General features: G+C 44.3%; 13 protein-coding genes and 1 pseudogene. 7 read left to right on the forward strand and 7 right to left on the reverse strand.

The genetic code is table 11. The features are described from left to right. The 7 genes and pseudogenes from E2R66_RS29405 to E2R66_RS21870 all read left to right on the forward strand — a co-directional run. A pseudogene (locus E2R66_RS29405) lies at positions 1-103 on the forward strand (IS982 family transposase); the annotation flags it as partial. A 273-nt stretch (positions 104-376) separates the two neighbouring features. After that, positions 377-1543, forward strand: coding sequence for an aldose epimerase family protein (locus E2R66_RS21845; protein WP_133234773.1), 1167 nt, complete (start codon positions 377-379; stop codon positions 1541-1543). Positions 1544-1584: 41 nt separating this feature from the next. Next, on the forward strand, positions 1585-3933 hold the full coding sequence (locus E2R66_RS21850; RefSeq protein ID WP_204985976.1) for a glycoside hydrolase family 127 protein: 2349 nt from the start codon (positions 1585-1587) through the stop codon (positions 3931-3933). A gap of 271 nt (positions 3934-4204) precedes the next feature. Continuing rightward, entirely contained in the window at positions 4205-4837 is a 633-nt protein-coding gene (locus E2R66_RS21855) for a trimeric intracellular cation channel family protein (protein WP_240049434.1), read from the forward strand. 166 nt (positions 4838-5003) lie between these two features. After that, complete coding sequence (locus E2R66_RS21860) at positions 5004-5564, forward strand: Panacea domain-containing protein (protein WP_133234779.1); 561 nt, start codon at positions 5004-5006, stop codon at positions 5562-5564. Further along, positions 5561-6019, forward strand: a complete 459-nt coding sequence (locus E2R66_RS21865; RefSeq protein WP_133234782.1) for a hypothetical protein — start codon at positions 5561-5563, stop codon at positions 6017-6019. The genes E2R66_RS21860 and E2R66_RS21865 overlap by 4 nt, the downstream gene beginning before the upstream one ends. Positions 6020-6167: 148 nt before the next feature. Further along, positions 6168-6503, forward strand: coding sequence for a hypothetical protein (locus tag E2R66_RS21870; protein WP_133234785.1), 336 nt, complete (start codon positions 6168-6170; stop codon positions 6501-6503). Positions 6504-6697: 194 nt separating this feature from the next. On the opposite strand, the gene E2R66_RS21875 is transcribed toward E2R66_RS21870, so the two are convergent. The 7 genes from E2R66_RS21875 to E2R66_RS21905 all read right to left on the reverse strand — a co-directional run bounded on the left by E2R66_RS21875 (position 6698) and on the right by E2R66_RS21905 (position 16280). Then, complete coding sequence (locus E2R66_RS21875) at positions 6698-7657, reverse strand: hypothetical protein (RefSeq protein ID WP_133234788.1); 960 nt, start codon at positions 7655-7657, stop codon at positions 6698-6700. Between the two features lie 15 nt (positions 7658-7672). Continuing rightward, positions 7673-8791, reverse strand: a complete 1119-nt coding sequence (locus tag E2R66_RS21880) for an AAA family ATPase (RefSeq protein WP_133234791.1) — start codon at positions 8789-8791, stop codon at positions 7673-7675. After that, positions 8788-9945 carry a DUF262 domain-containing protein gene (locus tag E2R66_RS21885; RefSeq protein ID WP_133234793.1) on the reverse strand — a complete coding sequence of 386 codons (1158 nt, stop codon included), beginning with the start codon at positions 9943-9945 and terminating at the stop codon, positions 8788-8790. The genes E2R66_RS21880 and E2R66_RS21885 overlap by 4 nt, the downstream gene beginning before the upstream one ends. Before the next feature lie 454 nt (positions 9946-10399). Further along, positions 10400-10927, reverse strand: coding sequence for a lipid-binding protein (locus E2R66_RS21890; protein ID WP_133234796.1), 528 nt, complete (start codon positions 10925-10927; stop codon positions 10400-10402). Positions 10928-10937: 10 nt separating this feature from the next. Next, positions 10938-11600, reverse strand: a complete 663-nt coding sequence (locus tag E2R66_RS21895; protein ID WP_158288477.1) for a DUF5011 domain-containing protein — start codon at positions 11598-11600, stop codon at positions 10938-10940. Between the two features lie 17 nt (positions 11601-11617). Continuing rightward, positions 11618-13087 carry a SusD/RagB family nutrient-binding outer membrane lipoprotein gene (locus E2R66_RS21900; RefSeq protein WP_133234802.1) on the reverse strand — a complete coding sequence of 490 codons (1470 nt, stop codon included), beginning with the start codon at positions 13085-13087 and terminating at the stop codon, positions 11618-11620. A 13-nt stretch (positions 13088-13100) separates the two neighbouring features. Then, on the reverse strand, positions 13101-16280 hold the full coding sequence (locus E2R66_RS21905; protein ID WP_133234805.1) for a SusC/RagA family TonB-linked outer membrane protein: 3180 nt from the start codon (positions 16278-16280) through the stop codon (positions 13101-13103). Positions 16281-16349 lie beyond the last annotated feature (69 nt).

Genomic DNA, 16349 nt, shown 5'->3' on the forward strand with positions numbered 1-16349 from the left:
TATCGCTAATATCGTGGCTGGATTAATCGCATACTCATTTTTTCCTAAAAAACCGTCCATCTCTTATCAATCGACCTATTCTAATCAGATGGCCGCCTTTTGATTAATCGAACTCAGGTTAGTAATAAGTGGTATCTGTACACTTATTGATGTTGGCCCTGCCTGGGGTATTTATTAGCCCTTGCCCTAATTGCATGATGTAGTTACACCACGCAACATAATGGTAACAAAAATTATATTAAGTGTTTATTTTACAATTAAAATAAATTTTTCATATTTGGGATTAATTAACCAAAGTTAAGGTGCCCTATGCGCCTGGCCAATTATAAACAATTGCGTACGCTACTGTAATGCTGCGCATGCTACAATAACCTATATGATGAATTTAAGGAATTCCGCACTCATTTTAGCCGGGCTTGCAACATGCATAGCTGTTAGCTGCGCCGGTCCGCAATCTGCCGATAAATCGGCCAAAGATTCAAGCACGGCAACGCTCAGTATCGACACTGCTAGTTTCGATACCACTATCAACGGCAAAAGCGTAAAGCTGTACAAACTGGTCAACAAAAATGGCGCAAGCGTTAGCATAACCAATTACGGCGGGCGCATTGTTAGTTTATTGGTGCCCGATAAAAGCGGCAAACTTACCGATGTAGTATTAGGCTATCAGAACTTAAAAGACTATCAAAAAAAAGGTGAGCCATACTTTGGTGCCATCATCGGCAGGTATGGCAACCGCATTGCCAACGGCAAGTTCACGGTTGCAGGCAAAGCTTACCAGGCCGATTTGAACGATGGGGTCAATACGCTGCATGGTGGTTCAAAAGGTTTCTTCGGGCAGGTATTCACGGCTTCTCAAAATGGGCAAACGCTTAGTCTGGAATACACCTCGGCAGATGGCGAAGGAGGTTACCCGGGCACTGTTTCTGTAACAGTAGTGTACACCCTTACCGATGATAACGCCCTCGAAATTGCTTACACCGCAAAAACCGATAAAGAAACGATACTGAACCTGACCAACCACGCCTATTTTAACTTAAACGGCGCAGGCGACAGCACCATACTGGATAACGTATTGCAGATAAATGCCGATGCATTTACGCCGGTGAATAAAACCCTTATCCCCACAGGAGAGCTTAAACCCGTTAAAGGCACGCCTTTCGATTTCCTTACTGCAAAAACTATCGGCAAGGATATTAACGTTACCGACGAGCAATTGGCCAACGGCAAAGGCTACGACCATAACTTCGTGCTTAATAAAAGCAATGCAACCACACCTGTAGCAACCGTTTCCAGCACAAAAACCGGCATTGCCATGGAGGTTTACACGTCAGAGCCTGGCTTGCAGTTTTACAGCGGCAACTTCTTAACCGGCCAAACACACGATGGCAAAGGCGGTGCAGCATACCCGCTCCGTTCGGCGTTTTGCCTGGAAACCCAGCATTTCCCCGATTCGCCTAACCAGCCTACGTTCCCAAGCACGCTGTTAAAGCCGGGCCAAACCTATCAAACAAAAACTACCTACAAATTTCTGGTAAAATAAGCGTATAGCGGCGTATAGATATGCTATAATAGATGAGAGATATGAAACGGTTTTGCTTATTCTTTTTGCTAATCCCCGCCTTGCTGAAGGCGCAGACCGGCGCTACGCTGCAGGAGTTCCCTTTGCAGGATGTAAAACTTTTGCCGGGCATTTTTAAAGAACAGGAACTGACCGACTTGAACTACGTCCTGAAATTGAACCCCGACAAACTCGTGGCTCCCTTCAGGCGGGAGGCGGGTTTGCCCAAAAAGTCGGAAAGTTATGGCAACTGGGAAAGTTCGGGTTTGGATGGGCACATTGCCGGTCATTATCTCTCTGCATTGGCTATGCTATACGCCAATACCAACGATAAGCGGGTTTTGGAGCGTTTAAATTATACTATTGCCCAATTAAAGCTTTGCCAGGATAAAAACGGCGACGGCTACCTCGGCGGCGTGCCCGGCAGCCGCCAGATTTGGGATGAGGTGCGCAAAGGCAATTTCGATACGTTTAATAAAAGATGGGTGCCTTTCTACAACATCCACAAGACGTTTGCGGGCCTGCGCGATGCTTATCTGTACAACGGTAACCAAACCGCAAAGGCAATGCTCATCAAATTTGCCGATTGGTTTACGGGCATCTCATCAGTTTTAACGCCCGAGCAAATGCAGCGATTGCTGCAGAACGAACATGGCGGCGTTAACGAGGTGCTTGCCGATGTTTACAGCATCACCGGCGATAAGAAGTACCTTGATGCGGCGTACGCCTTTTCTCAGCAGGCCATGTTACAACCGCTCGAGAATGGGCAGGATAAGCTGGATAACCTGCATGCCAATACGCAAATACCTAAGATCATCGGTTTTAAACGCATTGCCGATCTGGGCAAAGATACCAGCTATAACAACGCCGCGAAATTCTTTTGGCAAACGGTGGTCAACCACCGCTCGGTGGCTACAGGCGGCAATAGCGTGCGCGAGCATTTCAACCCCTCGGCAGATTTCTCTACCATGATTTCCAGCGTTGAAGGCCCCGAAACCTGCAATACCTACAACATGCTTAAACTTACCGAGCAGTTGTATTTAGCAGACCCTAAGGGCCTTTATATGGATTACTACGAACGGGCCCTGTACAACCATATCCTCACCACGCAGCGGCCCGGTCAGGGCGGCTTTGTATATTTTACGCCCATGCGCCCCGGGCATTACCGCGTTTATTCTCAACCCGAAACCAGTATGTGGTGCTGCGTAGGCTCGGGTATGGAGAACCACGCCAAGTATGAGAAGATGATTTACAGCCACTCGGCAAATGCGCTGTTCGTAAACCTGTTTATTCCTTCTCAGTTGAAATGGAAAGAGAAAGGCCTGGCCTTAACGCAGGTAACTGCTTTCCCCGAAAGCAATACCACCCGGCTAACAATAAACAACGTGGTAAAAAGCGATTTCACGCTCAATATCAGGTACCCGGCCTGGGTAAAACAGGGTAGCTTAAGCATCACCGTAAATGGCGTTAAGCAATTGGTTAAGCCAACGGCATCCTCGTACGTAGCGCTAAACAGGAAATGGCGCAAAGGCGATGTGGTAGCGGTAACAATGCCCATGCAAACCACTACGGAAAGGCTTCCGGATGGTTCTAACTACGAAGCCGTGCTGCGCGGACCCATTGTATTGGCAGCCGTAGTGGATACCGCTAACGAACAGGGACTTAATGCAGATGATAGCCGCATGGGGCATTCGGCGCGGGGTGAGTTATACAAAATAACCGATATGCCGGCTTTTGTGAGCGATACAAACAACGATGCTTTGCTGATAAAAAGCGATAACAGCGCGCCCTTAACATTTACGGCGCATGACCTGATTTATCCCGCCAGATACAAAAATTTAAAACTGGTGCCCTTTTATAAAATACACAACGCCCGCTATGTGCTGTACTGGCGCAAAGAATCTGCCAATGGTTTCGCCGCTTTACAGCAAAAAATGGCCGATGAGGATACCAAAATAGCAAACCTGGCCGCCAAAACAATCGACTTGGTTAACCCCGGCGAGCAGCAGCCCGAATCTGACCATTTCATGGAAAGCGAACGCAGTTTTAGCGGTGTGAATTTTAACCGCCACTGGCGTGCCGCAGGCGGATGGTTCAGCTATTTGCTTACCGATAAAAACCACGAAGCCAAAAAACTGAGCATCACTTATTACGGCAAAGAATGGAACCACAAGTTCTCTATCATGATCAACGACCGCGAAGTAGCCAAGGTGGACCTGAAGAACGCCAAACCCGATGAGTTCTTTACCGAAGAATACGCCTTGCCCGCTGATATCAAATACACCGATAATCAATCATTGAGGGTAAAGATCGTCGCTGAAAACGGCGCGGTGGCAGGCCCGGTGTACGAAGTCAGGTTGTTGAAAGAATAGGGGCAACCCTACCTGGCTGTTTCAGGGCGGATCACTAGGGAAGCGTTTAAAAGTAATGCGAGCCAGGGCTTGTGCGATTCCCCTCTTGACCGCGTGCCGCTGAAGCTTTAGCGGAGGAGCAGAGGGGTGGAGGGGTGTGTTAGCCGTCAAGCACAGCCTAACACACCCCGGCTCTTGCTCAATCCCACCCACCCCCTCTCAAGAGGGGATTAAAAACCTAAAAGCGATTTCCCTCGCGCGGGTCCCTGGCGGAAAAAACCAAATCCCGCAAATGTTTACCTTTGCGGCGCATATGGTTTCGCTGTCAAACTTTTCTTACATCATAGAAATACTGGGAACGGTAGCGTTCGCCATGTCGGGCGTGTACGCGGCATTAGCCAAAAAGCTGGATATCTTCGGCGTGCTGGTGATTGCCTTTGTAACGGCCCTTGGCGGCGGTACGGTACGAGATGTACTCATCGGTGCCACGCCGGTAGCCTGGCTTAAAGATACCCACACACTGCTCATTATTTTGGCCACAGTGGCCATTGCGCTCCTGTTCCGGAAACGGATGGGCAATTTCCAGCGTACGCTGATGGTGTTGGATGCTTTGGGTCTGGGCCTGTTTACGGTCATCGGCATCCATAAAGGCCAGATGATGGGCTTTAGTCCGGGCGTGTGCATAGCGCTGGGGACCATCACAGGCTGTTTCGGCGGCGTGGTGCGCGATATCATGCTGAACCATATCCCCGCGCTTTTCCATGTGAAAGAGCTTTATGCAACAACCTGCATTGCCGGCGGCATCGTATATTTTGCGCTGAGAAGCTGGCTGGGCGAAGACCCGGCTCAAGGGGTTGCCGTGGCGACGATTAGCTCTCTACGCATTATCTCCTACCTTCGGAAATGGTATCTGCCGCCTTTGTGAAATTTAAGTTGCGATGAGTTTGTAAACTCCAATATCAACTCAGTACCGGTAGGAGATCTGTGTTATTGTTTGATAAATAACTTGTTACATTGTATTGTAAGCTAATTAATTTAGTATTTTGTTTTACGGGCAAAAATTTAAATTGTATATTTGTATATACCATATTATGTACGAATTCATCACTGATAAAAACAAAGTAGTGCATGCTGCGCTCTATGTCCTCAAAAGGGTAGGCAAAGCAGATTATCACAAAGTTTTTAAGATATTATATTTCGCGGAACAGTTTCACCTGAAATTATATGGTCGGCCGCTTACGGGCGACGCTTATCAGGCAATGCAATTTGGCCCTGTTCCTTCTTTCCTTTACGATGTATTTAAGGCAGCAGAAAAAGGCATATCGCCATTTGATGAGGCTACCAGCAGGAGCGGTTTATTTGCTGTAACAAGAGAGGGTAAAACGCCTTATGTTACCGCGCTTCAGAACCCTGATTTGGATGAACTTTCTGAGTCGGATTTAGAAGTATTAGAATTGTCGATTGCTGAGAACAAGGAGTTGAAGTTTGACGAGCTGGTTAAAAAGTCGCACGATGCTGCCTGGGATAAATCGGAAAAAAACCAGGATATTGAAATGTCTTATATAGATATTGCGCAAGCGGCTGGTATCAGTGAGGAAATGCTCGCTTATATCGGCTTGCAAGCTGAAAATTCTTCTTCTAAACTGATATGAGTTCATTTGCGGACGCTTTTGGTGAGGCGGAGCGTGCACGATTCGCTGCAGATAACCTTACGATTGGTGCCGTTGTATTAACCTACGTTTTTGATACGAATCCGCCTAAAGAAAAAAGACTGATTGTTGTTGGCGAATCTTACGACCATGTATCCGTAGCTACTATTTACATCAATAGTGAATTAAATATCAAAGTTTTCCCGACCGAAGAACTCCAAAAGCTCAATCCTGCATTTGCAGCCGAGGGGCGGAACTACCTTACACATGATTCCCACGTCGATTGTTCGAGTTTGCATCAATTAAAGAAAGATTTTTTGACTAAGATTATCGCTAACGATCCTGGCCGAATGTTGGGAAAGGTGTCAGAAGGCGATTTGAAACAAATAAGAGACTTAATAAAATCTGCGAAAACGATAAAACCAGGTTTGAAGAAAACCTACGGTCTGTTTTTGTAACATCTCGTTCATTCAGGTTTGTTGAGGTCATTTGGAATAAGCCGAAATCTAAATTTCATAAATCGGTATTCCTGGTTGTCAGGACAGGCCTGACGCGTGCGTCAGCGATGGGTACCTAATACCTTCAACGTTTTGCGATATAAATAATATGAAAATTAACAAAAACCAGGTAATCCTTTACGGATTCGGTATTTTATTATTTATTGTGATAGATTATTTTGCACGTATTGATGATGAAAATAAATTCCGTCAATTCTATTACACGGATATATCCGGTCAAATCAGCAAAATCAGTCCGCACAAAGGGGCCGTTGATATCACGGTAAGAGGTAAGACCTTCACATTTAGTCCGGATTTTGTTGACAATAAAACAGACTTTCAGTTTTTTGCAAAAGTCGGCGATAGTGTATCGAAAAGTGCCAAATCTGATACCTTGAAACTTGTTCGCAATGGCAAAATATATTCATACACTTTTAGTAAGTGATAGAGAATAGCAACTAGTTCGGATGGAAAGGGCCTGTTGGATAGAGACTTTTTATCGTGGCGATGGCAAACACGTGGCATGCGGGCGCCTGCGATGGGGAAATTAATAAAAATTTGTTATTATGGACATAATGCCGTTGTTGGTCTTTTGACCCATAAAAGGGGGGGCGTTAATACGCGTCGAAATGGATTGTATTACTTAAAAGAAACCGTGCGAAGATGTTTACCAATATATCCCACATGAATAGCGTGGGTTACATTATCAGCAAAAAAGTGAAATCTCAGGTCTCCGGTTTTGATATGCAGATGAAAAGTCTCTTTACCTCGTCCAAGTATCGTGAACTTTCTTAATGTGCCAAATCTTTTTAATGTAGAATCGGACTCAGAAGAGATATTTAAATTAGTTGTTTCATTTACACCGTTGACATCGAAATTTCCAGTTTTCCAATTTTTTGCGAATAAATTTAGCGCATCAAGCCGGTCAATTATTTGATATAGGAACTTGGAAAACCCCATTCTGTTTAATTGGTTTTCAACCTCTGGGCTAAATGTGAGGTTCGGAAAAAATTCTGTACGCTTGTCCCACAATTCTTGGCTTTTTTTAAGGTTTTCTACTCGCAGCTTTTCCCACCACTCCAAATGTGCGTCAAAAGTTACCTCATTAAAAAAATGTTTAGCTTCTACTTCGAGTATATTGTCAGTTCCATCATGTTTAACAATGTAATGACTGATCGGAATAGCCGTATTGTTCCAGCATGGGTGACTGTAAAGGCTTATTGCAAGAGAAGGATAAATATGTGCAGCGCCTAGTCCAAAAACCTGTTTAATAGTATTTTCACAATTATGGCTAAATTCTGATCTTGCAAATTCTTCATTGGCATTAATTTCGTCGTCTTTAAATAGTGGAAACGTCCCTACTATGATCTTAAACTTGTCTTTAAAATCTGCGTCAACGTCCTGGTCGGTTAGCCAATTATCGATATTGTAGTTTTCGTATAGAGGAATTTGATAGAAGGTTTGTATAGCACCTTCGAATAGCCTTATTTCTGTAAACCCATTTTCAGAGGCATGACTCGCAGCATTTACAAAAACTTTCATTAAGGAGTGAGCGGCGAATTTTGATTCGACTTTCTTTAAAGAAAGTTCATTGAACATGTAAATCATTGGGCATTATGGTTTGATTAACACATCTAATTGCTTCGAATATTCGTCAAAAAATCCCTTTGGTTTATGACTAAGTCTGCCATTTGAATCTAATGTTGGCTGATCTATTGTTGTAACATGTTCGTTGCTATTAACATCACGTTCAAAATAAAAGATAGACACTTCTTCAAAATCAACTTCATGATTTTTTACAGCAATTCGTATCCCATTGAGTAAATGATCAGAATGGGATTCTACTATTAATTGAATTCCGTCGTTTGCTGCTTTTGCTATTAATTCGCCCATTTTAGCTTGTCCATGAGGATGTAAGTGCGATTCGGGATTTTCAACAATGATAAGGTCGCCTCGCTTTGCCGACAAAATAGTAGTCAAAATCGGCAAAGAATAGGTAAATCCAAAACCTACATTTATTGGGCTAAAGTCAGGTGTTACATCCGATCCCGTTTCGAATTGATATGATAGTTTTACAATATCTAGATCATTGTAGTAAGTAGATATTACGTGTGTGCCCGGTGTAATTTCATTCATCCAAGCATCAATATTAGCAATGAGATTATTGGATTTAGCATTGGGATGTCTGACAGAATCAAGTACTACCGGTTCGAGCTTATTTAGGGCAATGAACAATCCCGCATTTTCTCCTTTATAACCAATGAATCCATCGCGCTGGACGGCAGACAAGTTTGCTTTGTAGTTGTGTTCCGGTGCTATGCGTTCAGCACGTAAGTATTTAAAACCCTTGGTAAGTAACGGCATCTTATCACCCCGATGATCTACTAGAATCCGATTGGCAATACTGGGTAAAACATCCGTTTCGGCAATATATTTATAAGATACATCAATCATTTTCTCATAATCAATGTCAAGCTCGAATTTAATAAAATCTTCAGTCGCATTCACACAATAAGCATCTTTACCTTTACCTATGTCGATAATGTTCCCTTTCAAGCGCAGTCCACCCAATAGCGAATGGCCTTCAATTTCTGATTGCCTTAACAGTAGTAACGATTGAATAAAAGATGATTTACCCATACCGTTTAAGCCAGTAAAGAGATTTAATGCGGTCAGATTAATTTCCGCTTCTTTAAAGGCTTTAAAATTTTGCATTAAAACCCTCGTAATCATTTTGTGTAGTTAATTATAAGTTCTTTTATTTTATTAAAGCGTAACTGAACTGCTGAATATCCTGATGTTGAAGTTGATACCGCTCTTGAAAAGTCAGGATTTGCGATTAGCGCGATGTATTTCGAAGCTAATTTGTCTTTATTCTTAATGAGTTTTGTTTGTTGGTTTTCAGTTAATTTATAGACCTCCGAAACCCATACTTCAAACAAGGCGCTGTTTAATTTTAAGTTGCTTTTCTTGTCAATAGAACGACTAAAAATATCTTTCCCAAATAAAGCATGCTGTACTTCAATAGCTTTTATAATCCCGCTTCGTAATTTTTGCAATTCCTCATCGCTTTTTTTATCTAGTGCTTCTAAGGCCTTATCTAAAAAACCTGATAATGGAGTTTTGTAATCACTATGCTCCCCATTGATGAAGGCAATAGCTCTGAGATATAGTTCGCGGTCTTCCATCCTCCGATCTTGTACCTTTAGAAGACCCCTTAATTTGGGGTCTTCAGATAGGTTCTTAAGAAAATTAGATGGTTTACCTTGATTCAACGCATTTCGTATCTCCATTGAGTTTAAGCCCAGCCCCCCAGTATTTATCCTTCTGAAAATGTTGTATTTGACTTGCTTGGGCGTGCCTGGCTGTATAAGATAAGTAGTAATAGTAGTTTCCAGTATTCGCCTCTGCATGGCGCGAGTTAAGTGGTTATAGGTAATTCCTTTAGCATTATAATCAGTTAAAATGTCCAATCCGATCAATTCGAGCGGTTTGTTGTTAGGGTCGTCGAGTTCACTATTAATCACGAAATTTTTAATAGTCCATATCCTTTGCAATCCATCTACAACAAGCCAATTATTATCGTCTTCTGCATCGAAATAAAAAGCGGGAAGGGGAAATCTTAATAAGATGGATTCTATTAAACGACTTTGTGCATCAGCCTTCCAAAGATTCCCTTTACGTTGAAATTCTGTATTTAAGTCAATTTCACTAAACCTTAAACGCTGCACCAGATGGTCAATTGTCTTGGGCTCAACGATGATTTTTATATCCTTTGGGTCAAATGGACTTACAATATCATCAATGTCTTCTACTGAATCCTCGTCAGTTATCTCAATTTCAATAAGCTTATTATTTTCTTCCTCTTTTAATTCTTCTTGGGACATCTTTAGCAGGTTATTTTATTGCAGGATAAACTATCCATTATTGCAAAGTTGAGTATTTTATTTGACGAATCGAATTCTTCGATCGCAAGTTCCAAATTACGAAATAATTACTAACAGTGTCTGACGATTCCAATAATTCAACAAGCATACTTATGTGCAAGAGCATCATAAAAGGTTTCAAAGCAAACTGCTCATTTGCAGTTCTTATACCCCACAAAACCTGATCACACCCCACCCACTTTAATCCCCTCGCTAAAAGTAAAAGGCCACTCACCTCGCGTGAATGGCCTTTTGTAATTCAATTAACTGATCTTATAATTCAACAAACGATTATAATTTAGCAGCAAACCTACCGGTAATAAATCAGCCTTAATGTGCCATATTCACCAAAACTAACTGTACTAAAAATGCCAGCTTTTTTAGGGCCGGCATTTTTAATTGATCGGGTTTACGTTTAGTAATGATCGTCCGCATCAAAACGGGTGCGCGCGTAGCCACCTACTTTGTGTACAGTGCCCGGTACCGGGTCATCATCAAACTGTATCTCCATGTAAATAGAGTCGGTTTTGGTTTTTGTGCCCGGGGCAGTAGCCGCTTTTGGCAAAATCTTACCGTTCAGGATGGTGAATTTACTATCGTAATCCTGGTTGGCAATGTTAGTGCCCGAAAAGGTACGGCTGTTTACATCCACAGCTACCTTACCTTTTATTTGCCAAAAGGGTTTGCCCGTTGCCGAAGTAAAACCATCGTCAACCCACATACTGTCGGCTTTGTTGGAAGCAGTGTTGTAGGTAGATATGGTGTAGTAGCTATCGTCGAAGGTTCCGGTAGGGTCGGCACCGCCATCCAGTTTCACCCAAAATTCGCCGGATAGGTTTTGAACCGCCGTGCCGCCTATTTTTTCATCCTTTTGGCAGGAGTTTAAGGTTACCACGCCAAGCGCAGCAGCCAGCAGGCAAAATATCGTATTTCTCTTTTTCATTTCAATTGCATTAAATTTTATTAAACGTTCTTACCGAAGCACCATAACCCGGATTCACGATGATCATTTTATAGCTGCTAAGCGTGCCGCCTGCACCGGCAACAGTAGATTCTGAAGCAGAACTGGTAGAACTGCCGTCGCTTGCATTTTGTTGCGGAATAAAGATGGTTTTGCCGGTTGGGTTAAAAACAATCACCGTTAAATCGGTACCCGGTGCGCCGCCCGGGTTAAATACCGAGTAAACGCCAGGAGCCAGCTTGGTCCACTCGGCTACCGAACCGTTGGTGTTACGGGCGTAATTGCCCGAGTAGTCGTTACCCTGTGCACTTGCATCGGTAGCATAAACAATTACGTGCCTGCTTGCCGTTGCAGAAAAGCCGTCGGAATTTGTTGCCGTGTAGGTTACGGTATAAACACCAGCTGTATTTACATCTACAGTAGTTGCGGTTACGGGTACATCGGCATCGCCTGCTTTGGCAGTTGCGCCCGGATCGGTAAACGTACCGCCTTTAGTAACCAGGATATAATCGCCACCGGCAAGGGTGATGGTTGGATAAGTAGTGATTTTAGAGCCGCCAACATAGCCCTCTTTGTAATTGAATGATTCTTTTTGACAAGAGAAGAGTAAAACCCCTGCCAGCATCATCACCATATAACTTAAATATTTTTTCATGATCTTGATGGTTAATGTTAATTGTTTGGTAATCCCCACCATACAGGTGTGGTAATGGGCACTTCGGCAGGGGTGTTTGCGTTCCTGCTTCTTTCAGAATCCGGGTAAACCAGGCGTTTTGGAAACTTGCCACCGGTTACGCCGTTTTTAGAATAAACCCATTGCCCGGCCACGTAGGTAGCATCTAACGAATAAACGGGGCTATGTTCTGGGTAGCCGGTACGCTCCTGGTCAAAAAATCCTTCAATAGTATGCGAGTTTGGATACGACGCCCATTTTTGATAAATGATGGCGCGTAGGTTGGCTTGCAGCGTACCGTTGGGGTAGGTGTAAGCCGTGCCGGTTGGGGCGGTTAAACCATACTGGTCAAAAGCTGCCTTTACACCTGCGTTGAACAGCGATGATGCGGTTGCGCCTACATTGTAGCGTGCAGCGGCTTCGGCCTGTAAAAAGTACGACTCTGCAGTGGTAAGGAAGTAAACCGGATCTGTTGCCGCAAGCTTAGGCGCAGTAGCACTGTAATAACCCGGCTGAGCAGATTGTGGTGCATTGTAGTAGCCCTGATCAATAGCGGTTGGTGCTGTAGTGCCAAAATAATTGGTAATGCGCGGATCGTCGTTAGCGGTTAACCAGCTGGTGAAGGTTTTGCTGGCACGCAAATCGTTAGCACCCAGGTTAAACACGGTATAAGCGTAAATAGGGTTACGTTGATCTGTTGCATCGGTAAAAACGTTTACCCCGGCATCAGTATCCAAAAAGTCGGCCTGTGCTGCATATAAAGCCCTTACGCCGGCTTCTGCATCCTGCGGATGGGTGTTAACCATACGCAAATACATTTTCAGCTTAAGCGTATTGGCAAATTTGCGCCAGTTATCCATATTGCCGCCAAACAGAAAATCGGCTTTGGCATCGTTCGCAATCAGGGTAACGTTGTACTTAGTAGCCAGGGCTGCATCTATCTCGGCCAGTAAGCCTTTATAAATGGTGAAGCCATCGTCGAATTTGGGTTGCAGATTTGCTGCTCCCTGGAAGGCTTCGGTATAAGGTACCTGGTCGTACAAGTCTACCAAAATCTCGTAGGTGTAGGCTTTCATCACCGTGGCCATCAGGTAAAAAGGAAACTGACCGGCATCTTTGGCTTTGCTGATAGCAAGCTGATAATCGGGCAGTGCTCCGCTGAATAAACCGTTGTAGGTGCCATTGAAATCCTGGCGTTGCAGGTTATACGAATCGATGGTTTTAAACTGGTTGGCAGCGGGCGACTGTGTCCAATACTGCGACCATATACCGCCGATTATATCCAGTTCGCCGCCAACGTTACCTGCTGTTGATAAAACCGCCGAAGGGAACAATACCTGTGGCGTAGCTTTATCTATAGATGGGTTATTGGGGCTAACATTGATATCATTGATCTTACTACAGCCGAAGGTAAACGAGGCGGCAGTAATAGCAACTAATGTTTTTAATTTGATATGATTGATCTTCATGATGATGCTTTATTTAAAATGTAACCTTAAGTGAAGCGCCATAGTACCTTAACGGCGGCGCGGTCCTGAACTCACCGTATTCACTGGCAAGGTCGGTGCCGTAGTTAGATACTTCCGGATCCACTACGTGGTTACCGGCAGGCAACCAGGTAAGCAGGTTACGGCCATATATACCTATAGAAGCTTTTGATGCGCCTATTTTAGATGCTACTGTTTTAGGCAGCATGTAATTTAGGGTAACCTCCCTTAGTTTGATAAAGCTCCTGTCGAGGATGGTTCTTGACCATGCCTGTGCTTTGTTAGAGGTGGTGTAGTAGTAATCATCGGTATTGGCCTCTGTTATTGGCGTGGTGTTTTCTACATAGGTAACGTTTCCGCTGCCATCCGTAACCTTCTGTACCGAATTGGGAACAATAAAGGGGTTACGATCGTTGTAGGTAGTTTTCGGATCGGCACCCACAAAGTTTAGCAAGTCGGCCGTGCCCGAATAGAATTTGCCGCCTTTATCCCATTCAAAGGTAAAGCCCAATAAAAAGTTCTTTACGCGGACGCTGTTGCTCAGGCCCATCACAAAATCGTGCTGAAAATTGCCGTAGGTGCCGTTTTCTGCAGCGGTAATAGGATAGCCCTGGCCATCTACTACTATGTGTCCCTGCGGATCGTATTGCGGAACAGGTGCCTGTAATATACCTAAAGGCTGGCCTTTAATAGCCACAAACTGGCCACCATAACCATCGGCATTCAGGATAACTTTATCCAAACCATCCGGCAGGGCAGTTACTATGCTGCGGCTTTTAGAGAAGGTGTAAGAGATATCCCAGCTTACTCCTGTGGTCTTTACCGGGCTTGCGTTAAATGCGATCTCGATACCACGGTTACGAACCGAACCAAAATTGACCAGTTCTGAGGTATAGCCGGTACCCGGTGCAATAGGTACAGCAAGTATCTGGTCCTGGCGGGTACGCTGGTACACGGTTACATCTAAACCAATGCGGTCGTTCAGGAACCTGAATTCGCCACCCAGTTCAAACTCCTTAACACGCTCGGGGCGTAAACCTGGGTTAAGAAGCGTATTGCTGATAGAGAAACCCGGTACACCCTGGAAAGGGAACGCCAGGTTACCAAAGCCTAAACCTACGTTGGTAGCCGTTAATATGTTGTTGATGTTGTAAGGGTCGGTGTCGCTACCGGTTTCGCCATAGCTACCCCTTAATTTAATGTAGCTTACAGCCGAGTTCTTGATATCAAGTGCCTGCGACAGGATATAAGAAATATTTGCTGCCGGGTAAAAGTAACTGTTGTTACCGGTAGCCAGGGTAGAGGTAATATCGTTACGGCCGGTTAAGGTTAAGTACAGGTAATCGCTGTAACCCAGGGTACCCTGTGCGTAAAAACCTACCAAACGGCGGTGGCTTTCGGCCTCTGCACTGGTTGGCTTATTCACGCTGTTAGAGAGCTGGTAAAAGCCCGGGATAGCCAAACCTTCGATAGAAGTACTTAAGGTACGGGCACCACGATCGTTGTAGTTGGCCCCTATAAGCCCGTTAATATCAAATTTGGAGTTGAATTTCTTTACAAAGATACCCTGTAGTTTAGTGTCGTATTCATACGTTTGGAAGTTGCTTTCCTCTACACTGCCTACATCGGGTTTTCTCGATTGTCCTTCGGTGTTTCCGCCGCCTACCCAGCTGCCCGGCGTAGGGGTATTGGTATTATACCAAATACGTGCCGATGAATTATTTACATCAGCGCTTTGCTGTAACTGCAAAGTAAACCATGGCGTAAATTTGTAATTTAAATTCACGTTACCGTACACGCGGTCGCTTTTAGATTTGCTTCCGTTCTCGTTTAAGTTGTAGTACGGGTTTTCTGCATACGGGGTGTAATAGTTATCTACGTTGAAATACTTGTTTTTGTAATCGCGCAGATCTTTAATAGGGATATCGCCCGGTATTTGTAAAACGTTTTCGTAAAATGTAGTACCTACGCCGGTTGGGCCCTGGCCTGTTGCCACAAAGTTGCCGTTTTTAGCAACGTAGTTTAACGATGCGTCGGCCGAGAAGTTTTTGTAGGTAGTAGTTCCCCTTAACGAGAAGTTGTTCCTTTGATACTTATCTGCATCGCCCGGCAAAATGCCATTGCTGAAGATGTTGTTGTAAGAAATGAGGTAAGTAGAAGCATCTGTACCACCGCTAACGGTTAGGTTGTTGTTAAGCTCTATACCGGTATCAAAAGAATTCCTTACGTTGCCTTCAATAAATGAGAAGGGCTTTAACAGTTGCGTATTATCAACAATAGCTCCCCATGGGCGTAGTTGCCCATCGTACTTAGGGCCCCAGTTACCGTTTTCGCCCAATACAAAATGAGCATCCCAACCCTGACCAAAAGTTTCCTGCGGTTTGTAAACAAAAGCTACATCGGTAAGGGTGGTACCAGTAGAAAAGTCTATTACCGGCTTGCCCGATTTTCCTTTTTTAGTAGTGATGATCACCACACCGTTAGATCCGCGCGAGCCATAGATAGCACTCGCTGCCGATCCTTTCAGGAAGCTGATGTTATCGATCAGGTTAGGGTCGATATCGTTTGCGCCGTTACCAAAATCGAAGTTATCGCTGGAGCCACTGCGCGCATTGCTCAAGGGCACACCGTCAATAATATATAATGGTTGGTTAGTGCCGCCGATAGAAGTGTAACCGCGCAGGATAACCTTGGTTGAGCCGCCCGAACTACCGGAAACATTGGAGATGTTAACACCGGCAATTTTAGCCTGTAAACCGCCTAATGGGTTTATAGCTGCCGAGCGGTTGATTTCTTCGCTCCTTACGGTTGTTTGTGCGTAACCCAGCGTTTTTTTCGCTTTGTTAATACCTAAACCGGTTACTACCACTTCGCCCAGTTGTTTGCTGTTTAAAGTAAGTACCACGTTGATAACGTTGTCTTTTACCACAACAGACTGGGTATCGTAACCTAAGAAAGAGAATAGCAGGACGTCGCCATCTGCGGCTTTAATGGTGTACTTTCCATCAACACCGGTTTGGGTACCGGTGGTTGTTCCTTTAACGGAAACAGACACAGCCGGTATGGTTGTGCCGTCCTCCCTGGCGGTGACCGTACCGGTAACGGTGCGGCTTTGTGCAAATATTTGTGTTGTATAAAACAATAAACACAAACATCCGAGTAGAAGTTTTTTCATTTAATTGATGATTTATGGTAAATGTAAAAGCAGGTACCAGTTGTTGGTACCTGCCATGAAAAGGCAATT

This window comes from Mucilaginibacter psychrotolerans, from assembly GCF_004519315.1.
Classification (GTDB): Bacteria; Bacteroidota; Bacteroidia; order Sphingobacteriales; family Sphingobacteriaceae; genus Mucilaginibacter; species Mucilaginibacter psychrotolerans.